This window comes from Kutzneria viridogrisea DSM 43870 (genome assembly GCF_000525635.1).
GTDB classification, from domain to species: domain Bacteria; phylum Actinomycetota; class Actinomycetes; order Mycobacteriales; family Pseudonocardiaceae; genus Kutzneria; species Kutzneria viridogrisea.
This window is the reverse complement of record NZ_CP007155.1, coordinates 7,298,879-7,319,432: the sequence shown is the minus strand read 5'-3', so window position 1 is coordinate 7,319,432 and position 20,554 is coordinate 7,298,879. Positions and strand designations below refer to the sequence as shown.

The 20,554-nt window shown below is 70.1% G+C and carries 19 protein-coding genes; 13 read left to right on the top strand and 6 right to left on the bottom strand.

Features of this window, described 5'->3' with window-relative positions; genetic code table 11:
* The first annotated feature begins 24 nt into the window (after nt 1-24).
* Nucleotides 25-675, top strand: coding sequence for a hypothetical protein (locus KALB_RS32025; RefSeq protein WP_025359762.1), 651 nt, complete (start codon nt 25-27; stop codon nt 673-675).
* Nucleotides 676-678: 3 nt separating this feature from the next.
* Here the strand turns inward: KALB_RS32025 and KALB_RS32020 are convergent, their stop codons facing one another.
* Complete coding sequence (locus tag KALB_RS32020) at nt 679-1,344, bottom strand: hypothetical protein (RefSeq protein ID WP_025359761.1); 666 nt, start codon at nt 1,342-1,344, stop codon at nt 679-681.
* Nucleotides 1,345-1,462: 118 nt separating this feature from the next.
* On the opposite strand from KALB_RS32020, the gene KALB_RS32015 reads away from it, so the two are divergent.
* Nucleotides 1,463-2,047 (top strand): DUF7711 family protein, encoded by a 585-nt coding sequence (locus tag KALB_RS32015; protein WP_148309742.1) that lies wholly within the window; start codon nt 1,463-1,465, stop codon nt 2,045-2,047.
* Here KALB_RS32015 and KALB_RS32010 read toward each other — a convergent pair.
* Complete coding sequence (locus KALB_RS32010; RefSeq protein WP_025359759.1) at nt 2,023-2,283, bottom strand: hypothetical protein; 261 nt, start codon at nt 2,281-2,283, stop codon at nt 2,023-2,025. The two genes, KALB_RS32015 and KALB_RS32010, sit on opposite strands and share 25 nt — an antisense overlap.
* A 57-nt stretch (nt 2,284-2,340) precedes the next feature.
* Between KALB_RS32010 and KALB_RS32005 the strand changes: the two genes are divergently transcribed.
* On the top strand, nt 2,341-3,051 hold the full coding sequence (locus KALB_RS32005) for a nucleoside/nucleotide kinase family protein (RefSeq protein WP_236650068.1): 711 nt from the start codon (nt 2,341-2,343) through the stop codon (nt 3,049-3,051).
* A gap of 1 nt (nt 3,052) precedes the next feature.
* Here KALB_RS32005 and KALB_RS32000 read toward each other — a convergent pair whose 3' ends face one another.
* Entirely contained in the window at nt 3,053-3,445 is a 393-nt protein-coding gene (locus KALB_RS32000) for a hypothetical protein (RefSeq protein ID WP_148309741.1), read from the bottom strand.
* 140 nt (nt 3,446-3,585) lie between these two features.
* On the opposite strand from KALB_RS32000, the gene KALB_RS31995 reads away from it, so the two are divergent.
* Both KALB_RS31995 and KALB_RS31990 read left to right on the top strand, forming a co-directional pair.
* Nucleotides 3,586-3,867 carry a type II toxin-antitoxin system Phd/YefM family antitoxin gene (locus tag KALB_RS31995; protein WP_025359757.1) on the top strand — a complete coding sequence of 94 codons (282 nt, stop codon included), beginning with the start codon at nt 3,586-3,588 and terminating at the stop codon, nt 3,865-3,867.
* Nucleotides 3,860-4,264 carry a type II toxin-antitoxin system VapC family toxin gene (locus KALB_RS31990; RefSeq protein WP_025359756.1) on the top strand — a complete coding sequence of 135 codons (405 nt, stop codon included), beginning with the start codon at nt 3,860-3,862 and terminating at the stop codon, nt 4,262-4,264. The genes KALB_RS31995 and KALB_RS31990 overlap by 8 nt, the downstream gene beginning before the upstream one ends.
* A 63-nt stretch (nt 4,265-4,327) precedes the next feature.
* Here the strand turns inward: KALB_RS31990 and KALB_RS31985 are convergent, their stop codons facing one another.
* Nucleotides 4,328-4,873, bottom strand: coding sequence for a TetR/AcrR family transcriptional regulator (locus KALB_RS31985; RefSeq protein WP_025359755.1), 546 nt, complete (start codon nt 4,871-4,873; stop codon nt 4,328-4,330).
* A gap of 334 nt (nt 4,874-5,207) precedes the next feature.
* On the opposite strand from KALB_RS31985, the gene KALB_RS31980 reads away from it, so the two are divergent.
* The gene (locus KALB_RS31980) at nt 5,208-6,326 is read left to right on the top strand and encodes an XdhC family protein (RefSeq protein ID WP_025359754.1); all 1,119 of its coding nucleotides are present in this window, start codon (nt 5,208-5,210) and stop codon (nt 6,324-6,326) included.
* A gap of 403 nt (nt 6,327-6,729) precedes the next feature.
* Nucleotides 6,730-7,914 (top strand): 4-hydroxybenzoate 3-monooxygenase, encoded by a 1,185-nt coding sequence (locus KALB_RS31975; RefSeq protein ID WP_025359753.1) that lies wholly within the window; start codon nt 6,730-6,732, stop codon nt 7,912-7,914.
* Nucleotides 7,915-8,110: 196 nt separating this feature from the next.
* Here the strand turns inward: KALB_RS31975 and KALB_RS31970 are convergent, their stop codons facing one another.
* A complete protein-coding gene (locus KALB_RS31970; RefSeq protein WP_025359752.1) occupies nt 8,111-8,860 on the bottom strand; it encodes an SDR family NAD(P)-dependent oxidoreductase in 750 nt (249 codons plus the stop codon).
* 94 nt (nt 8,861-8,954) lie between these two features.
* On the opposite strand from KALB_RS31970, the gene KALB_RS31965 reads away from it, so the two are divergent.
* From KALB_RS31965 to KALB_RS31940, 6 genes are all read left to right on the top strand, one after another.
* Nucleotides 8,955-9,563 carry a TetR/AcrR family transcriptional regulator gene (locus tag KALB_RS31965; protein ID WP_025359751.1) on the top strand — a complete coding sequence of 203 codons (609 nt, stop codon included), beginning with the start codon at nt 8,955-8,957 and terminating at the stop codon, nt 9,561-9,563.
* Between the two features lie 624 nt (nt 9,564-10,187).
* Entirely contained in the window at nt 10,188-11,801 is a 1,614-nt protein-coding gene (locus tag KALB_RS31960) for a TIGR02677 family protein (protein ID WP_236650067.1), read from the top strand.
* Nucleotides 11,798-13,021, top strand: coding sequence for a TIGR02678 family protein (locus tag KALB_RS31955; protein WP_025359749.1), 1,224 nt, complete (start codon nt 11,798-11,800; stop codon nt 13,019-13,021). Before KALB_RS31960 ends, KALB_RS31955 begins: the two co-directional genes overlap by 4 nt.
* Nucleotides 13,018-17,130: a TIGR02680 family protein gene (locus tag KALB_RS31950; RefSeq protein ID WP_025359748.1), complete on the top strand. Its 4,113-nt coding sequence runs from the start codon at nt 13,018-13,020 to the stop codon at nt 17,128-17,130. Before KALB_RS31955 ends, KALB_RS31950 begins: the two co-directional genes overlap by 4 nt.
* A gap of 8 nt (nt 17,131-17,138) precedes the next feature.
* The gene (locus KALB_RS31945) at nt 17,139-18,383 is read left to right on the top strand and encodes a TIGR02679 family protein (RefSeq protein WP_025359747.1); all 1,245 of its coding nucleotides are present in this window, start codon (nt 17,139-17,141) and stop codon (nt 18,381-18,383) included.
* A gap of 111 nt (nt 18,384-18,494) precedes the next feature.
* Nucleotides 18,495-19,622, top strand: coding sequence for a hypothetical protein (locus tag KALB_RS31940; protein WP_025359746.1), 1,128 nt, complete (start codon nt 18,495-18,497; stop codon nt 19,620-19,622).
* A gap of 197 nt (nt 19,623-19,819) precedes the next feature.
* On the opposite strand, the gene KALB_RS31935 is transcribed toward KALB_RS31940, so the two are convergent.
* On the bottom strand, nt 19,820-20,497 hold the full coding sequence (locus KALB_RS31935; RefSeq protein WP_025359745.1) for an MBL fold metallo-hydrolase: 678 nt from the start codon (nt 20,495-20,497) through the stop codon (nt 19,820-19,822).
* Between the last annotated feature and the right edge of the window lie 57 nt (nt 20,498-20,554).

The window sequence follows — 20,554 nt, the reverse complement described above, 5'->3', positions numbered from 1 at the left end:
GGAATCGCGATCCGGGGGCGGCACATGCACGAGCAGGCGGAGGGCACACCACTGGTGGAAGTGCGCCTGCTGGACGCGCCGGAGACGCTCGCGGAGCCGCCGCGGCAGGTCATGCCACTACCCAGCGGCCAGCGGCCCGGGGCGATGCTGCTCGCGGTCGCCGGGCTGCTCGCCGTTGTCGGCTCGCTCGTGCCGCTGGTCAGCTTGCTCGTGCCCAGGTCCAGCAGGGCCACCCTCCGCATCGACTACACCGCCTGGGGTCCTCAGCTGGAGAGCGCCAGCTACCTGATGATCGCCCCCACCCCGCAGTGGGGAATCGCGTTGTCCCTCGTCGCGGCCGTGCTGGTCGCCACCGGGGTCGTGCTGGCCATGAGCCCGCGCTTCGGCTACTCCGCCCGGCTGGTCGCACTGGCCGGGTTCGGTCTGATGATCGGCGTGTGCTGGCAGGTCGGCGCCTACCTCGGCGAGGTCCGCACCCAGTCTGAGTTCGTGCTCGGGGCGCGAGCCGAGCTCGGGCCCGGCCTGTGGGCCCTGCTCGCCGCGTGCCTGCTCGCAGCGGCGGCCGTGCTGCTGCTGGCGATCTCGGGCCGCCCGCGGGCCGCCGCTGCCACCAAGGACCCCGTCACGATCCCCACCGGCTTCCCGGCGATCCGCCTGCCTGCGGACGGGGCCTGACGCCTACCGGGGGAGCAGTACTGCGACCTCGGCGACCGTGTCGAGCACGTCGTTGTCCACGTGGCCGGTCAACGCCTCGGCCTCTGCGATGACAACGGTGCTGTTCTCTCGGCGTGACTGGTAGTGCTGACCGGTGAAGTGGACATCAGCCATACCCAGCACCGCGCCTCCGAGTGGGGTGACGTCTCCGGTGCCGTAGACGTCGATGACGCGCTGGAAGTCCCGGGCGTGCTCGCTGTTGCGGAAGCCCACCCACGCCACGGACACGATGACCGCGCTCCCCTCGTCACCGATCGCGAACACCGCCTCATCCAGAGCCCTGCACGGGGTGCGCACGAAGAAGTCTCGTACCTGCCCGAAGGAGTGCGTGACGCACGCCAACTCCTCCTTGAGCACCTTCTTGATCGTGCGCATGCTCAGCCGCCGCCACGCGTCCTCCGCATCACCTCGGCGCGCCGAGCTCTTGGCATCTGCCTTCTTCGCATTGAGGTTGCGCCCAGTTGCCGAGTCGATCGAGCTGACCGTGGAGGAAGCCCCGCCCAGCGTCGCACCTCCACCCGCTGCTGCCATGGCCCCGGCGAGCACCACCGCGGCGACCGCCGCGCCACCGCTCTTGCCCGGTCCCGGGTCCGATCCGCCTCCAGCGCCGCCGATCCGTCGTTTGGCCATGCAGCCCTCCTCAGGGGCTGTTGTAGTCCCGGTCACAACGCGGCGAGCCCACAACGCGGAGGAGTCGCCTGAACTGCCCAAGCGAGGCACACGTCTGACGCTCAGGGAGAATGCCCACGTGAAGTGGACGCGAGCCGTGCACCACGTGGAAGCCCTGGCCGAGAAGTGCGCCGAACTGGCCGCCAACCCGAGCCCGATCTTCACGCTGCGCGTCGTGCAGGTGTGGGCCGTCGGCGACCTGCTCGGACCCCAGCGCGAGCTCGACGGGGTCACGGTGGCGCTGGCGGTGGACCTGCCGGTGGACGAGGTGCCCTGGCTGGGGGAGCCGCGCGGGGCACAGCACTGGGCGAGCGCGACCCGGCTGGCGCAGAGCCCGGTCACGGCGTGGTGGCGGTCGGTCCACGCGCCGGTCTGGAACCACCGGGTGGACCGCCCCGCGCTGGTGTGGGACGCCGAGCGGGGCCTGGTCGAGCAAACCCTTGCGGCGCTTCGGGAAGGTCAGGGCGAGCAGGTCCGCACCGAGGCGCCGTCACCGGATCGGCTGCGTCAGCGCCTGGACGAGGAGCTGGCCGTGAGCCTGCGTGCGCTGCGCGCGGGAACCCTTGCCTACGAGGACAAGCGCTGGCGCCCTGGCAAGCTGGAGCCGGTCGCCGACGCGCTGTGGCGGGCCAGCACGGGTTACCTGGACCTGCTCGAGGCCTGACGCACGACAAATCCCGCACGACTCTCGGTCAGCGCCCGCACGGGCTCGTCCACCTCCAGCGCGAGCCCGTGCTCGGCCAGCAGCCCGACGATCTTCGCCGCCGCGTTGCGCCTGCCCGCCTCGCTGGCGTTCATCACCAGCGCCAGGCTCGTGCCGTGCTCCCCGGACCCGATCCGGTAGGACGCCGCCCGCACGCTGCGCAGCGCGTGCCGGACCGACTCAGGTTCGATGCTCACCGCAACATTGTGTTGGTACCGTGGTTGCGGTCGTCCGGGGGGATGGGGGAGTCCGAGGTGTCACAGGTCCACCGGTCCGTTTCGACCTGGCAGCAACCGACACCGCCTGCCGGATCCTCGGCGCGCACCGCACTCCTCGCGCAGGTCGCCGACCGGGTACTCGCGCTGGGCGGACATCGCCTGCGCATCGCCGTGGACGGGTTCACCGCCTCGGGCAAGACCAGCTTCGGCCACGAGCTCGCCGAGCGCATCGCCGCCGCGGGACGGCCTGTGCTGCGAGCAAGTCTCGACGACTTCAAGAAGCCCTGGAAGGACCGGCACCGTTACGACCGCGAGTCCGGGGCGGGCTACTACCGCAACGCCTTCGACTACCGGGCCGTCACCGAACTCCTGCTCGAACCGGCCGGTCCGCGGGGCTCGGGCGAGTGCGTGCTGTGCGGCATCGACCCGCTGACCCAGATCGACCACTCGGCCGTGATCACCGCGGCGGCCCCGGACGCGGTGCTGGTGGTCGACGGGGTGTTCGCGTTCCGGCCCGAGATCAACGAGCACTGGGACCTGCGGATCTGGCTGGAGGTCGACGCCGAGTTGTCCGTGCGGCGCGGGGCCGAGCGCGACCAGGACTGGGCGGGCTCCGCGGCCGAGTCCATCCACCGCGACCGCTACCTGGTCGCCGAACGCGTCTACCTCGCCGAGGTCGATCCGCGCGGGCTGGCCGAGATCGTGATCGACAACAGTGTGTTCGACCAGCCCCGCCTCCTTGCCTGACTCAGAGCAGGTACAGGTGCTTCGAGTCGGTGACCGAGGAGGACAGGCTGGCGTAGGCCGTCACGCCCAGCCCCGTCACGAAGTGGCAGTTGTTCGAGGGCAGCACGCAGTTCGCCCCGACGTCGATCGTGTGGGCCGAACCGTCACAGGTCACCGCCGAACCACCGGCCGCCGTGTTGCCCGAGGCGATGACCGTGACCGAGGCCGCCGTGATGCCCGAACCAGGCAGGCAGCTGTAGGTGAGGTTGACCGACACCCCGAGCCCGTGGCCCGTGGCGGAGTTGATGGTGACGCTGTTGCCCGCGGCATGTGCGGTACCCGCCGCCAACACCAGCAGCGGGGCGGCCAGTGCGAGCGCGACGAGTCTGCGTACCGTGATCAAGACTGCCTCCACGTCATGTCCCGTTCCGGAACGAACGCCCGGCTTGTCCGATGAGGGGTTGGCACCGTTACTTCCCGCACCTCGCACCCGCACGGTGCCCGCTCGCGGCCCGCGCTGTAGCTCATCGTGCTACGCCGGACTACACTGGGAGTGTGAGGGTCATCACCCAGCGAGAGTTCCGCAACAACTCCGCGGCCGTCATGGACGCGGTGGAGGCGGGCGAGACCTACCACGTCACCCGCAACGGCATCGAGGTCGCAGAGGTACGTCCCATTTCGCACAAGCGGCGGCTGACTGCCGAGGAACTGGTCGAGCGGCATCGGAGGCTGCCGCAGGTCGACTACGCGCGCATGAGGCAGGAAGCTGACGAGTTCTTCGGCACCGAAGATCGCATTGACGACGAGGACGATGCTGGGGGGCCTGGTCATGGCTGATCGTCATGACTCCGGCGTGCTGGACACCAGCGCCTACCTCGACCTCGCTGTCCTTGATCCGGCGAGACTGCCTGTGACGCCGGAGATCACCGCGATCACGATGGCAGAGCTGCACCAGGGTGTCGCGATGGCGAAGGATGCGGTCAGCAGGGCGGCGCGTACCGAGGTTCTGGGGGCTGCCATCGTGGAATTCGATCCGCTGCCGTTCGACGCTGATGCCGCGACACGCTACGGCACCTTGGTCGCGCTGGCCCTGGAGGCGAACCGCAACCCCCGCCCGCGTCGGATGGACCTGTTGATCGCTGCCATCGCCTCCGCTCGCGGCCTGCCGCTCTACACGCGCAACGAGGAGGACTTCAAGGGCCTTGCCGACATGGTGAAGGTCGTCGCTGTCTGACCCCGGATGGCGTTGGCCGAAATCCTTCTGCGGCACAAGCGATCCGCAGGCGGGCTGGGCGATTCACCCGGTTGCGCCGAGGCCGTCGAGGACGATCTTCACGGCCCGGTCGACGGCCGCGTCCGCCACGAGTGGTACGACGTGGGCCAGGGCCCGGACCAGCACGGACACGTCCTGGACGGTGGCGTCGGGGCGGGCGGCCCCGGCGGCCTGGGCTCGTTCGAGCACCTGCTGGATCGCGTCGTAGAAGGTGTGGACTGCGGCGGTGACCGGCTCGCTCAGCCCTTGGCCGTCGGTGTGCAGCAGGTTGAGCAGGGTCATCTTGGTGGCGCCGGTCGAGACCAGGGTCTGCACCAGTGAGACGAAGGCCCGTCCGGGATCGGCCTCGTCGATGAGCAGCCGCAGTTGCTCCTCCAGCTTCTGGAGGTAGCGCACGGCGGTGGCCTCGATCAGGTCCTGCTTGGTGGGGAAGTGCCGGAACACGGTGGCGACCCCGACCTTGGCCTGCCGGGCGATCTCCTCGGTGGAGGCGGCCGCGCCGCCCGTCCCGAAGACGTGTTCGGCCGCGAGCAGGATGCGTTCCCGGTTCTCCGCACCGTCTCGGCGCACGCGCGGTCCTCCCTTGCTATCCAAAGTGGCCACTCCGTATGATGAGGAGTGTCGACTTCGTTTCAGGATAGAGGAGTACCCGCGCCGTGTGCGACCCATCCTGGGATCGCGGCGGCGAGCGACGAGTGCTCACTCGTCGCTTGGTGGACCTGATGGAGATGGTGCCGTGCGCACTGTCCACATTGGATCTGAACTACATCGGGTCGGCGCCTGCGGGCATGGTCGCTCCAGACGATCGTGTTCACGGCGACCCCGCTGCCGAAGACCCGAAACGATCTTGCGGAAGATGGTGAGGCTCCAGCTATGTCAACGACTACGACTCGGGAGATGCCCTGTGCGTGAGGTCCTCGCTGAGGTGAGTTCTCAGTGGCAGGGTGGGCGGCCGAGTGCGCTGGGCACGGTGGTGGCCACGTTTCACTCCGCGCCGCGTGCGCCGGGTGCGGCGATGTTGGTGGCCGACGATGGGCAGGTCTGGGGCAGTGTGTCCGGCGGCTGCGTGGAGGGTGCGGTCTATGAGCTGGCCCAGCGGGTGATGGCCGAGGGCAGGCCGGTGTTGCAGCGCTACGGCGTCAGCGAGGAGGACGCCTTCTCCGTCGGGCTGACCTGCGGCGGGGTCCTGGACGTGTTCGTCGAGCCGGTGGACGCCGAGCACTTCGCGGAGTTGGCCGAGCTCACCGAGTCGATCCGCGCGCAACGACCGGTCGTGCTGGCGACCGTGGTGCGCCACCCCGACCCGCAGCGCGTGGGCCGGCACCTGGTGGTGTGGCCGGACCGCACCCTCGGCGGCCTGGGTTCGTCCCGAGTGGACGATGCGGTCACCGATGACGCGCGGGGCATGCTGGCCAGCGGTCGCAGTGGCCTGCTGCATTACGGCCCGGACGGCCAGTGCCGTGGTGAGGGTCTGGCGGTGTTCGTGAACTCCTTCGAGCCGCCGCCGAGGATGCTCGTGTTCGGCGCGATCGACTTCGCCGCCGCGGTGGCCAGGCTCGGTAGTTATCTGGGTTATCGGGTCACGGTGTGTGACGCGCGCCCGGTTTTCGCTACCCGTGGCCGGTTTCCCGAGGCCGACGAGGTGGTTGTTGACTGGCCGCACAGGTATCTGACCACGCAGGCGGCCGCCGGGCGGGTCGATCAGCGCACGGTGGTCACGGTGTTGACCCATGACCCGAAGTTCGATGTGCCGTTGCTGGAGGTGGCGCTGCGGCTGGATGTGGCCTATGTCGGTGCGATGGGGTCGCGTCGTACGCATGAGGACCGTGTGGCGCGTCTGCGGGCGGCGGGTGTGTCCGAGTGGGAGTTGGCCCGGTTGTCCTCGCCGATCGGCCTGGATCTGGGTGCTCGCACGCCGGAGGAGACCGCCGTGTCCATCGCCGCGGAGATCATCGCTCTGCGGTGGGGTGGGCATGGGCGGCGGTTGGTCGAGGTCAGCGGGCCGATCCACCGCTCGTCCTGAGGGGCTGGGCGGGACTCGTCGACCTGTGGGCGGGACTCGCGGTCCGGTGCGCGGGACTCGGCTGCGGGGGAGCGGGATTCGCGGTCCGGTGGGCGGGACTCGGCCTCCCCAGGGCGGGACTTGGCTGCGGCTGGGCGGGACTCGTCGTCAGACAGGATCAAGCGTCGTCCTCGAAGGCCCTGCCGGGCTCACCGCTGAGGGCGGTGTCGGACTTGAAGGCGATCCGTCGCGAGCCGCTACGGTCGCGGCCTCGGCTGCGATCACGAACTAGTCGCGCGCCTGGCCAGCACGCAGGTGGAGGCGCTGATCCTGTACGGCGCCAAGGGCAGCGTGGTGCCTCCCAGCGTGGGGCGGTCATGTCGCGACCTGTCTGCAACCGTGAAATCTAGGAGCGTACCAAGCAATGTCCAAAGTGGACGATAATACTACTGTTGTGATCGTCGGGGCAGGAGTCGCCGGACTCACCCTTGGCAACTTCTTGCTGAGCAGCGGGATCGACTGCGTCATCCTGGAGAAGCGCAACCGTGAATACATCGAGCAGCGACAGCGCGCCGGGGTGATCGATACCCGGGCGGCACGGATGTTCCGCGAGTGGGGGCTCGCGGACAGGGTGGTCGGTGGTGTCCCGTTCGAGTCGGCGCTGAACTTCCGGATCGACGGCCGGACGCGTCCACTCCAGTTCGGGTCGGAGGATCACGGTGACGGGCGTTTCTGCCCCCAGCAGGTGCTCGTCCGCAACCTCATCGACGTCTTCCTCAGCGACGGTGGCGACCTGCGCTTCGATGTCGAGGTCTCGTTGGACACGATCGTCGGCGACCAACGCCCGCTCGTCCGCTACCGGGACAGCACCGGCACGACGCGGGTGATCAGCTGCGAGTTCGTCGCCGGCTGTGACGGTGACCGCGGCGTCAGCAGGACGGCCATCCCCAGCGGGCACCTCACGCGGTACTCCCACGAGTACGGCTACGCCTGGCTGACCGTCCTGGCGGAGGTCCCCGCCAACCACCAGTCCATGATGGCGCTGCACCCCTGTGGGTTCGCGGGGCAGTTCGCCCGTGGCCCGCACGCAAGCCGGTTCTACCTCCAGTGCCCGCTCGACAGCTCCACCTCGGAGTGGACGGACGAGCGCATCTGGGACGAGCTCGAAACCCGTTTCGGTGAGCCCATGGCCACTAGGGGGCGGATTGCCGGCACGCAGTTGGTGCCGCTCCGGAGTGTGGTGTACAGCCCGATGAGCTACGGCCGGTTGTATCTGCTCGGCGACGCCGCCCACATCGTTCCGCCGATGAGCGCGAAGGGCATGAACCTGGCCCTGCGCGACGCCGACCTGTTCGCGAAGGCCGTGGTCCATCACCAGACCCACGGGCAGGATTCGAGCCTGCTCGACAGTTACTCGTCGACCTGCCTCCGCCACGTGTGGAACTACCAGGCGTTCGCCGCGTGGTGGACCGAGTTGGTGCACAACGCCGGGGACGCTTCGTACCAAGGTGAGTTCCGGCGACAGATCGCCCGCGCGGACCTTGAGCGCCTGTTCGACTCCGGCTCGGCCAACCGCCTGTTCAGCGAGTTCATCACTGGACTCAATTAATACGACTTCCCTGATCGGTCAATAGGTCCGGACGCCGCTATCGGCAGGCGTCCGGACCTACATTTCGGATTCGGCGAGCAGCGGAATGCGAGCGGACCGAAGTTCACTCGTTCAACCTGGCGGCCGTTGGGAAGGCGATGGCCATTGCGCTCGTGACGGCGCCGCCGGTGATCGTGCGACGAATGCCAACTGTGGGTCAGATCTGGTTCTCGCCGCCGTCGACGTACAGGTTGGCTCCGAGGATGTAGCTGCTCTGCCCGGAGGCGAGAAAGGCCACGACCGCGGCGACCTCCTCCGGGCGCCCCATCCGGCCCATCGCGACGCCCGCGGCGAGGTTCGCCCGGACACCGGGCGCGTTCTCCTCGCCGAAGAGGTCGGTGATCCCAGGAGTGTCGATCGGGCCCGGGGAGATGGCGTTGACCCGGATGCCGCGTCCCTTGAGTTCGTTGGCCCAGGCCCGCGCGAAGGACCGGACGGCGGCCTTGGACGCCGCGAACACACTGAACGCCTCCGTGCCGTTGTCGGCGGCGGTGGAGGCGTTGAGGATCACCGAGGCGCCGTCGTTGAGCAGCGGCAGTGCCTTCTGCACGGTGAACAGCGTGCCCCGCACGTTGACGCCGAAGGTCTGGTCGACCTGCTCCTCGGTGATCTGCCCCAGTGTCGCGAGCGAGGCGGTCGCCGCGTTCGCGAAGACCACGTCCAGCCCCCGGCCCCGGGCGCGGACCGCGTCGTACAGCCGGTCCAGGTCGGCCAGGTTGGAGATGTCACCCGCCACTGCGGTGGCCCGCGCCGAGCCGATGGTCTCCACGGCCGCGTCCAACTCGGTCTTGCGTCGGCCGGTGATGAACACGTGCGCGCCCTCGGCTGCCAGCCGAACGGCACTGGCCAGGCCGATCCCGGTGCCGCCGCCGGTGATGACGGCGGTCTTGCCTTCAAGCTGCCCCATGTGTGTGACCTCCATGTATTTTGCTACCGATCGATACAGAACGAGACCGTAGCACATCTGCACCGACCGGTACGGAAGAGGTATAGTTGGTGGCATGGAGACGCGGCGGAAGGCGCCGATCGGCCGGCCGAGGGGCTTCGACGCCGACGAGGCCCTCGAACGCGCCGTGCGGGTCTTCTGGGAACAGGGCTACGAAGGCGCCAGCCTCACCGACCTGACCAGCGCCATGGGCATCACCCGCACCAGCATGTACGCGGCCTTCGGCAACAAGGAGGACCTGTTCCGCAAGGCCCTGGAGCGCTACGCCGAAGGCCCCGCCTCGTACGGTGACCGGGCCTTGGCGGAGCCGACCGCCCGGCAGGTGGCCACCGCGTTCCTCAACGGCTCCGTCCGGGCCACCACCCGCCCCGACTGGCCCGCCGGATGCTTCGGCGTCCAAGCCTCCCTCGCCGCGGGCGACCTCGGGCGGCCAGCCCGTGACGCCCTCATCGCCTGGCGCAACGAAGGCACGTCCCGCCTCTGCGACCGGTTCCAGCGAGCCGTCGACGAGGGCGACCTGCCCCCGGACGCGGATCCCGGGCTGCTCGCCCGCTACATCATGACCGTGGCGAACGGCATCGCCGTCCAAGCCGCCAGCGGCGCCACCCGCGAGGACCTCCAGCACGTGGCCGATATGGCCCTACGCAGCTGGCCGTCCGCCTGACCGTCGGCGCACCGAAGATCAGCAGCTTGTTGTCCAAGTCGAACGGACACCTGCTCACCGCGGAGACGGTCCAGTTGGTCTACTGGTCCTGGCTTCCAATGTGGCTGAGGGAAATCGGGCATCAGGGGTGAGGTAGTGACCAACGAGGTTCGGCCAAGAAGCCGTGAAACGTCAGCCGCTGCTCCAAATCGGTGAACTTCGTCGGGTTCCGGCTCTGCGGTGGAGCATGCCGTGCGGTGTCCAGACGGTGTGCGTGGGGGCGGTCAGGACCTGGTTCTCCACCTCGGCGGGGGTGCGGGGCGGGCTGGTGCGGGCGTTACGGTGCATGCGAGGACCTTCAGTGCGTGGGCAGGTGCGTGAGAGACACCCACTCCGCCTGAAGGTCCTCTCTACGTTCAAGCCGACACGCCCTCAACAACCTCATGAGTTACTACAGCTAGAGGCGTCGAGGCCAACCGCGCTCTCTTGGGAAGCCATGGTTGCGATGGTCGCTGTACAAGGCCGGCGTCACATGCGGTCCTACGTGCTTGCCGAGCCCCGACCGGCCTTGTTCCTGTGGGGCCCGAACGGCGCTCGGGTCGGGCGGGGCCGAAACTGTCAGGGCGAACGGTCACAATGGGGGGCGTGACCAGCGACCAGCGCGACGAGGAGAGCACTGTCGCCGACGTGCCCCGGCAGCCGTTCGCGCACCTGAGCGCGCCCAACGCGGCGTTCTACCGGGAGGTGCTGATGGCCTTCGCCCGGGCCAGGGACCGGTTCATCGTGCATATGCGGCCCGAGGACGTCATCGCGGATCTTGGTCGGCCCGGTGAGACCGAGCAGGTTGTCGCGGCGCTGGGCAAGCTCACGGAGTGGGGCAACCTCCGAGCCGACCCCGACACCAGCCGGGTGACCAGCGTCGAGGATTTCCATCGCGCCCGTTACCTGTACCAGTTGACCGCCGCGGGCCAGGCGGCTGAGCAGGCGATCGCGGTCTACGAAGAGGCCGTCGGCCGGCGCGGGTCGTTGCAGTCGGTGGCGCTGTCCGACATCGCCGACCAATTGCGGTCGCTGGCCGAACTCGCCGATCGGTCGGCCGACCTCGACCCCGCCAAGGTGCACCTGCTGCTGCTCGCGCTCGCGGAACGGTTCGCCGGGCTGGCCGACAACGCGCAGGCGTTCATGGCCTCGCTGCGCCGCGTGATCGACTTCGCCGACGGCGACATCGACGCCTTTGTCGCCTACAAGCATCGGCTCATCGACTACATCAACCGGTTCATCGCCGACCTGGCCAATCGCGGGGCCGAGATCGCCACTCTGCTCAGCGGTGTCGAGTCAGCCGGTGTCGAACGGCTGCTGCTGGTCGCGGCGCGCCGTGAGGCCGCTGACTCCGTGCCCGACCTGCCCAACGACGGCACGGAGAATGACGACCCTGCCGCCGCCTACGAGGCGGCCATCGGCGAATCCCTGGCCGCGTGGCGCAACCGTTGGCGTGGACTGCGGGACTGGTTCGTCTCGGCTGACTCACGCCACCCGTCGCAAGCTCGGTTGCTGCGCGGCGCCGCGGTCACCGCGATCACCCAGTTGATCGACACCGTGGCCGCGTTCAACGAACGTCGATCCGGCCGCTCGGACCGGTCGGCCGATTTCCGCACGCTGGCCCGCTGGTTCGCCGAGGCGCCGGACGACGCGGCCGCGCACGTGCTGTGGCGAACGGCGTTCGGTCTCGCCTCGGCCCGTCATCTGACGGTCACTCGGGAAACCTTGGCCGCCTGGGAGGAGGAACAGCCAGCCGCCGCCACGCCGTGGCGGGACGCCCCGCCGGTGCGGATCAGCCCGCAGTTGCGCAAGACCGGTTCATACGAGCGACGTGGCCAGCCCAATCGGGTCGCGGACCGTGCGGAGCAGCGCCGGCTGCTGGCTGAGCAGGCCGACCGCGAAGCCACTGAGACCAGCGCGGCACGGCGGCGACTGTGCACTCACGGGCCGGTGCCGCTGTCCGGGCTGGGGGAACTCGACACCCGCGCGTTCCGGCTGTTCCTCGGTCTGCTGGGGGACGCGATGTCGGCCCGCCTGCCCGGCGACACCGAGGTCCGGACCACGACAAGCGACGGCACGATGGAAATCCGACTGTCCCTTGTGGAGGGCGGCGACACGGTGCGGATCGCCACCGAGGACGGGGTGTTGTCCGGCCCCGAACACCTTGTCGAGATCATCGAACTGGCGGGTGCCCGCCGCGCGGTGGGAGCGATGGCGTGATCGATGACGAGGCCAGGGCGCAGCGCCGTGCCGCGTTGCGCGGGCTGTTGGTCAAGCCGCTGTTGGTTGCGGGCGTCGACGACGAGACGCTGCGGCTGGTCCGTCGGCATGTCGCCGAACTGCGCGAGTGGCTGGCCGCGGAGACCGGTTGGCGACTGGCGGTGGACGCGGAATCGGCGCGCCTGTTCAAGGCTGTGCCCGACGGCGGCGGTGGCGACGGCACTCGTCCGGCGCGCGACGGCAGGGGCCGGCCGGCGTTCGGCCGTCGCCGTTATGTGCTGCTCTGCTTGGCGTTGTCGGTGCTGGAACGGGCCGACGCGCAGATCACCCTCGGTCGACTTGCCGAGGGCGTGCTGGTCGCGGCCGGCGAACCGGAACTGGCCGACGCCGGCGTCGTGTTCACGCTGAGCCGCCGGGACGAGCGGTCCGATCTGGTGGCGGTCGTGCGGCTGCTGCTCGGGCTCGGTGTGCTGGAACGCGTCGCGGGCGACGAGGACGCGTACCTGTCGGACACCAGGGACGTGCTCTACGACGTGCGCCGCAGGGTGCTCGCCGCGCTGCTGACCGGCGTGCGCGGCCCGTCCACCATCGACGCGCCCGACCACGACCAGCGGTTGCGCGAGTTGACCGACGAGCCGGTGCCCGACACCGACGACTTGCGTAACCGGGCGCTGCGGCACCGGTTGACCCGCCGGCTGCTCGACGACCCGGTGGTCTACTACGACGAGCTGTCCGAGGACGAGCGTGGATACCTGGTCGGCCAGCGGCACGCGATCACCCGGCGGATCGAGGAGGCCACCGGCCTGGTCGCGGAGATGCGGGCGGAAGGGATCGCGATGGTCGACCCCAACGACGAACTGACCGACGTGCGGATGCCCGAGCAGCGCACCGACGGCCACCTGACGCTGCTGGTCGCCGAGTACCTGGCAGCCCAAGTGGACACTCCGGTGCCGGTGGACCGACTGCGCGCGCACGTCCGGGCGATGGCCACGGAGCACCAGAACTACTGGCGGCGTGGGGTCACCGAGCCCGGTGCCGACGCCGAACTGCTCGCGATCGCGCTGGACAGGCTGCGTGCGCTCCGGTTGGTCACCGACATCCCGGGCGAGCGGCCGTCGGTGCTCGCCCGGCCTGCGATCGCCCGCTACGCGGTGCAGGCGCCGACCGTCCGCACCGGACCGGCACAACGACGATCGACGAGGAAGGCCGATCGCACGTGACCACCAGCATGCCGACCCCGCATCGCGAGCGCTGGCAGCCGCTCCGCGCTGGCCTGGTCGACCTCTTCTACTACGACGTCGAGGAGTTCCACTTCCACGACGGCAGGCTGCTGCTGCGGGGCAACAACGGCACCGGCAAGTCCAAGGTGCTCGCGCTGACGCTGCCGTTCCTGCTGGACGGGGAACTGTCCCCGCACCGGGTCGAGCCCGACGGGGACCGGAACAAGCGGATGGAGTGGAACCTGCTGCTGGGCGGCCGACATCCGCACTCGGAACGACTCGGCTACACCTGGCTGGAATTCGGTCGGCACCGTGGCGACGGCACGGCCGAATACCGCACGATCGGCGCGGGACTCAAGGCGGTCGCCGGGCGCGGCATCGCCCGGCACTGGTTCTTCGTCACCAGCCAGCGCATCGGACCGGCCCTGTCGCTGCTCAGCCCGACTCGGGTGGCGCTGACCAGGGAGAAGCTGCGGGATGCCGTGGACGGGCACGGAGCCGTCTACGACACCGCGTCGGACTACCGTCGAGCCGTGGACGAGGCGCTGTTCGGACTGGGCGCGCACCGCTACGAGGCACTGGTCAACCTGCTGATTCAGCTACGCCAACCGCAGTTGTCCAAGAAGCCGGACGAGAAGCTCCTTTCCCGTGCGCTGACCGAGGCGTTGCCGCCACTGGACCCGGCACTGGTGGCCACTGTGGCCGAGGCGTTTCGCGGCCTGGACGAGGAACGGGAGGCCCTGCGCGGACTGAACGAGGCCAAGGCCGCCGCGGAGAAGTTCCTTGGCCACTATCGCAAGTACGCCGGCGTGGCGGCCAAGCGCGGCGCGACGCCACTGCGCCAGACGCACAGCCGTTACGAACAGCTCGGCCGGGAACTCGGCGAGGCCGACGCGGCCTACGAGCACGCGACCCAGGCGCTGGAGTCCGTGCAGCGGCGGCTCGACGAGTTGGCCGGCGCCCGGGACACGCTCGAGGCGCGGCGTGTCGCCCTGCAACAGAGTCCGGAGATGCGCGACGCCGAAGCCTTGACGGCGGCGGGCCAGGAATCCCAGAAGCTGGGCCGGTTCGCGTCGGCGCGGGAGGCCGATCGGGTGTCCGCCGTCGACGTGGCTCGGCGCCGGGAACGTCAGTTGGAACGGGCACGGCAGACGGCCGAGACGGACGACACGGCCTTGCGGTCCGCGCGGGACATCGCGGCCGACGCGGCCGACGCGGCGTTGATCACCAGCGGGCACGCCTCGGTGCTGGCCGCACTGGCGGCGGACGAGCCGCCGTACCCGAATGCCGACCGAGCCGGTACTGCGCTGATCGAGTCGCGGACGACGGCGATCGCGCGGGTGGAGCAGTTGTTGGAGCGGGCGGGCGGGGCGGAGGCCGCGCTGCGGGGCGCACGCGTCGAGCTGGACCGGGTCACCGGTGAGCGGCAGGCCGCCCTCGACCGGATCACTGTCGCCGAAGGTGTCACGTCCGAATGTGCCGGTGCGCTCCTGACGGCGTACGCCCACTATCTGGCCGGGGCCAGCCACGTGCTGATCACCGACCAGGACGACGTGCTCGCCGCGTTGGACGCGTGGACGGACGCCCCGGCCGGCCCGAACCCCGCCGCCGCGGTCGTCGATGAGGCAGTCCGCGCGGCCACCGCCGAACTCGGCCGGGCGCAAGCCGATGCGGACCGCCGCCGTGCCGACGCCGAACGAGCGCGCGACGAGGTCGCCGAGGAGATCGCTCGGCTGGAGGAGGGCGGCCACGACGCACCGCCCGTCCTGTACACGCGTGACCAGCAGGGCCGGGAGGGCCGACCCGGCGCACCGCTATGGCGGGTGGTGGACTTTGCGGAGGGCCTGCCCGATGAGCATCGGGCCGGTATCGAGGCGGCGTTGGAGGCGGCTGGCGTCCTGGATGCCTGGGTGACGCCGGAAGGTGAGCTGCGCGATGCCGTTGACGACGTCGTGGTGCGCGCCGGTGCGGTCGTGCCCGGCGGTGGTCTGACGGCGGTGCTGACGCCGGCCATCGACCGGGCCGACGCGACGGCGGCCACACTCACCGACGCCGCGGTGACCGCAGTGTTGGCCGGGATCGGGCTCGGTCCCGGCGCGACCACCTGGGTCGGCGTTGACGGCCGGTTCGCCAACGGGCCGCTGAGCGGCTCGTGGCACAAACAGGCGGCGGGTTACATCGGCGAGGGCGCGCGGGAGACAGCCCGCCGGGCCCGGCTGGACCGGCTGCGCGAGCAGTTGGCCGTGATCCTGGCTCAGCTCGACCAGTTGACGGCGATCGAGACCGACCTGGCCGACCGGGCCACGGCACTGGCCGCCGAGCATCTGGCGCAGCCATCGGACACGGAGCTGCGGGAGGCGCACGTCAAGCTTGCGGCCGAGCACGAGACCAAACGCCGCGTGGACGCCCAGCTGACCGAGGCAGAGGCGACGGTTGCCGAGCGAGCGCAGCTGGCTCGGACCGCGTGGGCGGAGGCCACCGAGTTCGCCGGCGACGTCGGCCTGCCGACGGATTCGGACGAGCTGGCGGCCGTTCGGGCCGCGGTCGGTGACTACCGGGTCGCCCTGGCCGGTCTGTGGCCGGCGGCGCGAGCCGCCGACCGGGCGCGCGAGGACGTCGGCAACGCCGAGTTGGAACTCGACGCGGCCGTGGAACAACGGGAACAAGCCATCGCCGCGGCGGAGCGGTCCCGCAGTGACGCGGACGTCGCGGCCGAGCGGCACCGAGTGCTCATCGAGACCGCCGGTGCCGGCGTCGACGAGCTGTACCGCAAGTTGGACGCCGTGGCGACAGAACTGGCTGAGCGCGACAAGCGCGAGCGCCAGGCGCGGGAGGACGAGCGGCGAACCCGCGACGAGCGGGGCACGGCCAACGGCCGCAGGGAAACGCTGCGGGAGTCGATCGCCGTCGCTGCCGCCGAGCGGGACCAGGCGATTGTCGCGTTGCGTGCGTTCGTCGGCACCGGGCTGCTGCACACCGTGCTGCCCGATCTCGACGTGCCCGATCCGGCCGAGGACTGGACACCGAGGTCGGCGATCGGGGTGGCCCGCGCGGTCAATGCGGCGCTGGACGCGGTCGACGACGGCGACCGGCCGTGGGAACTGGTGCAGCAACGGCTGTCGGCCGAACACAAGGTGCTTACTGACACGCTGTCGCGCCACGGTCATTCGGTCGGCATGACGGTGCGCGACGGCGTCATCGTGGTGGACGTGCTGTTTCAAGGGCGCAAGCAGGACGTCCCCGACCTGGTGGACGGCCTGACGGCCGAGACCGACCAGCGCGGTGCCCTCCTGTCCGCGAAGGAGCGGGAGATACTGGAGAACCACCTGGTCAACGAGGTGGCCGGCACGTTGCAGGAATTGATCACCGGCGCCGAGGAGCAGGTTGCGGCGATCAATACCGACCTGGCCGACCGGCCGACCTCCACCGGGATGCGGCTGCGCCTGCTGTGGCGGGTGGCGCGGACCGCGCCGGCGGGGCTGTCCCGGGTGCGCGACCGGTTGCTCCGCCAGACGGCGGACGCGTGGACCGTCGAGGACCGGGCGGCGGTCGGTGCCTTCCTCCAGGAGCAGATCAACCGAGAGCACGCCGAGGATGCCGCTGGCGGCTGGGCGGAGCAGCTCACCCGCGCGTTGGATTATCGGGGGTGGCACGAGTTCGCCATCCAGCGCCACCAGGACGGCCATTGGCGTCCGGCGTCCGGCCCGGCGTCCGGAGGGGAGCGGGTGCTGGCCGCGTCGGTGCCGCTGTTCGCCGCCGCGTCGTCCTTCTACACCTCGTCCGGAAACCCGCACGCGCCCAGGTTGGTCGCACTGGACGAGGCGTTCGCCGGCGTGGACGACGACTCGCGGGCCAAGTGCCTCGGCCTGCTGGCCGCGTTCGACCTGGACGTGGTGATGACCAGTGAGCGTGAGTGGGGGTGTTATCCGCAGGTGCCGGGCCTCGCCATCGCCCAGCTCGCCCGTCGGGACGGGATCGACGCGGTGCTGGTCACGCCATGGCGGTGGGACGGTCGCGAACGGGTCGAGGTGGAGCGACCGACGCCGTATGTGCCGGAACGGCCGGCGCCCGCCCTGACCGGCGATTCGGCCGGCACGCTGTTCGAATGAGAGGCGCGATGGACGAGCCACGGCTGCGCAGGCTGCTCGGCGGCGAGGACACTGCCTGGCTGCTGGACCGGGTTCGCCGTCGGCTCGAACTCGGCAAGCCGGTCGCCGGCACGGTCACCCTGGCCTCGGCCGGCGTTGAACAGCGTCGCGCGGTCGAACGGCTGCTCGGTCGCCGTGCCGGGAGTGGCAGGTCGCTGACTGTCTCGTTGGAGGAGATCGACGCGGTGCTTCGCGTCAGCGGCGCCGCCCCGGAGGGGCTCGCGGCGGCAACCCGGGCCCTCCTCGGCACAGTGCCGGATCGGGCCGCCGAGGCGACGGCGTGGATGGCGGTCTACGAGCCGCTCGCGGAGTTGGCCGAGCGACGGCCGGAACTGGCCGCATGGCGTGCGTGGCTGGATGCCACGGGCATGATTCGCCGACTGACGGCCGGTCCCGCCGATGCGGCGAGGCTCGTGACCGAACTTGTGCGGGTGCTCGATCGGCTGCCCGCCGCAGGCGTCGCGCTGGGGCGTCTGGCCGCCGAGACCACCGGCGACGCACACGGGCTCGACGACGGCAAAGCGTTGGCCACCCTGACGCTTGCGGCGGTCCGCGTGCTGGCCGGCGCCGCCCCGACCGGTGACGGATCCACCTTCGAACGCCGGTCCGCCTGGGCCGCCGTGGGAGTGCACCGGGACGAGTTGTCGTCGTCCGTGCTGTGCGTCGGGCTACCCGGAGGCGTCACGACGCTGGTGGGCCGGATGGTCGCTCTGGCGAGGGAAGCCGGCGAGCCGTGTGCGTTGACCTTGCGCCAGCTCAACCGCGAACGGTCCGACCTCGGCGTCCGTGACGGCCACGTGTGGGTCTGCGAGAACCCGATCGTGCTCGCCTCCGCCGCTGACGAGTTGGGGACACGCTGCCCGCCGCTGGTCTGTCTGAGCGGGCAGCCGTCCGCGGCGGTGCTTCGCCTGCTGGACTTGCTCGCCGAGACCGGCGCTCAGCTCTCCTACCACGGTGATTTCGACTGGGGCGGTGTCCGCATCGGCAATACGCTGCGCGACCGTTTCGGTTGGCGGCCATGGCGTTTCGATGCGCCGTCCTACCGAGCCGCACTCGCGTCGGCCCCTGGCGGCACGCTGGCCGGCCGGCCCGTCGACGCCGTCTGGGACCCGGATCTCCGCCCCGCGCTCGAACATCACGGCATCCATGTCCAGGAGGAGCTGGTGCTGCCCGACCTCATCGCCGACCTGTCGGCCGCCGCCACCGTGCCATGATCTCATTCACCGGAGCCCACTCGACAAGGAACGGTTCCCGGTGCTGCTCTCGTTCCGTCAGGGGTGCCGTCTCGGTGTCCGGCGATCAGCTAGGCGATGGGGAGATTCCGCGTGGATCTGGTGGAACGGGCCGGTGAGCTCAAGGGGATGCTGGTCGATTTCGCCCTGTCGCCCCGGTTCGACAATGAGTTGACCGCAGTGATCTGGCAGAGCTTTCCAGACGGGGTGGTCGACGACGAGGCCCAGTTCACGATGGTCCTCGACCACTTCGCGTTGCAGCGTCCTCTCCGGTCCGGAGGCACGGTGGTTGAGGCGTTCGTGGCGTCCCATCCCGAACTGTCCGACGTCGAGCGTGACATGCTGCTGGGCTGGCGGGATGTGGTCGAGGGCATCTTCGAGGTCCGGGGCAAGGACCGGGACGCGGTGCTGTTGTCCAACTTCGTGGACGAGTTGACCTACCGGGCCCGGTCCAACCTCGGCCGCACGGCGTTCACGACGCTGAGGAAACGCATGATCGTCGTGGGGCGGTTGGTTCGGGTTGGCGACGACTGGGTGGTCAGTGGCAACCCCGCCGCCTTTCCGGCTTCGGCCCGCGATCAGATGCTGGCGGCTGCGGCCCAGGAGGCGATGCGCAATCCGGCGGCCGTCTTCCGCAATCCGGAGAAGCTGGCCGAGGCCCGCCGCATGTTGGCCGAGCAGCATGACCTGTTCGTCGAGCTGTTCGGCGCCGATCTCATCGTCGTGGCCGGCTCCGAGGTGTCCGGCAAGGTTCGCGAGTTCTACCACCACGTCGCCCGGCAGGTCCGCCCCGACGCCGAGTCGCCCGATCCCGCCTCGCTCAGCCTGGACGATGCGGACTGGCTCACCGCCGATCGCGTCGCGATCCACTTCGTGCCCGGCGAAGGGCTCAGTTTCTACCCCGATTTTCACCTGATCGAGGAAGTGTTCGCCAATCCCGCGTTGCTCTCACGCCGGCGCTACCGAGAGGCCCTCACCGACTTGCTGCGTGACCCCGACACCTCCCCGGAACCACTCCGGCGGCTCGCGGCCCGCGATGTGAGCAAGGCGAACGCGGTGTTCGAAAACCTCCTCAAGCGCAAGCGTGGCTTCCGCTGGGACACCGAGGGCGAGGCACTCCTGCGCCAGCACAAGCCCGGCTATTTCGACGGATCACAGCTGCCCCGAACCGTCCCGCTCTCCAAGGCCCTCTCCGACGCCTTCCAGCATTCCCATCCATGACCTTGCCTTGAGCGTCACCACCGCTTGCCGTCGACGGCCCGGGTGCGGAGCACCGGTCGCGAACGGCGCGTTGTGCTGGCTAGAAGCACCGCGTTCTGTCGGTTGGAGCGCCTGACCTGCGTGTCAGGCCGTACCTGTGTTCGCCAGTGCGGCGGATGGGCTGTCTGATGGCTCAGGCAGCCCATCCGCGAACCAGTTCACCAGCCGCGCTCGCGCCACTCCGCCAGCTTCGGCCGCTCCGCTCCGAGTGTCGTGTCGTCCCCATGTCCCGGGTACACCCACGTATCGTCCGGCAGCACGTCGAACAGTCGTGCCTGCACGTCGTTGAGCAACGACGTGAAGTTCTCCGGGGACGACGTTTTCCCCACGCCGCCCGGGAACAGTGAGTCGCCGGTGAACAAGTGGGGGTGGCCCGCGGGGTCGCGGTACAGCACGGCGATGGAGCCGGGGGTGTGGCCGCGCAGGTGGATGATCTCCAGCGTGGACTCGCCCACGGTCAGCGTGGCGCCGTGCTCCACGAGGAAGTCGGGCGGCACGGGCAGCGGCTCGGCGTCCAGGGGGTGCGCCGCGGTGTTGGAGCCGTTGGCGCCGGCGACGGCACCGAGGGCCTGCCAGTGGTCGGCGTGCTGGTGGGTGGTGACGATCGTGCGCAGCCGTGGCCGGTCGGGGCTGTGGCCGAGCAGGTCGGACAGCCGGTCAGGCTCGTTGGCGGCGTCGATCAGCAGCGCGTCCCCGCTGCGCCGGCACACCAGCAGGTAGGCGTTGTTGTCCATCGGCCCGACGGACACCTTGGTGATGGTCAGCTCGGCAAGCCCGCGCCGCGCGGCGGGGCCGTTGGGCTCGACATGCCCCGTGTACTCCTCGACAACGTCCACGTCCGCCGACGCTATCACCGTCGCGGGGACCCACCCGGTGATCCATCCGCCACACCC

Coding starts and splice junctions, on each gene's coding strand:
- KALB_RS32025 (WP_025359762.1), top strand. CDS start 25: ATGCACGAGCAGGCGGAGGGCACACCACTGGTGGAAGTGCGCCTGCTG.
- KALB_RS32020 (WP_025359761.1), bottom strand. CDS start 1,344: ATGGCCAAACGACGGATCGGCGGCGCTGGAGGCGGATCGGACCCGGGA.
- KALB_RS31990 (WP_025359756.1), top strand. CDS start 3,860: ATGGCTGATCGTCATGACTCCGGCGTGCTGGACACCAGCGCCTACCTC.
- KALB_RS31975 (WP_025359753.1), top strand. CDS start 6,730: ATGTCCAAAGTGGACGATAATACTACTGTTGTGATCGTCGGGGCAGGA.
- KALB_RS31970 (WP_025359752.1), bottom strand. CDS start 8,860: ATGGGGCAGCTTGAAGGCAAGACCGCCGTCATCACCGGCGGCGGCACC.
- KALB_RS31965 (WP_025359751.1), top strand. CDS start 8,955: ATGGAGACGCGGCGGAAGGCGCCGATCGGCCGGCCGAGGGGCTTCGAC.
- KALB_RS31945 (WP_025359747.1), top strand. CDS start 17,139: ATGGACGAGCCACGGCTGCGCAGGCTGCTCGGCGGCGAGGACACTGCC.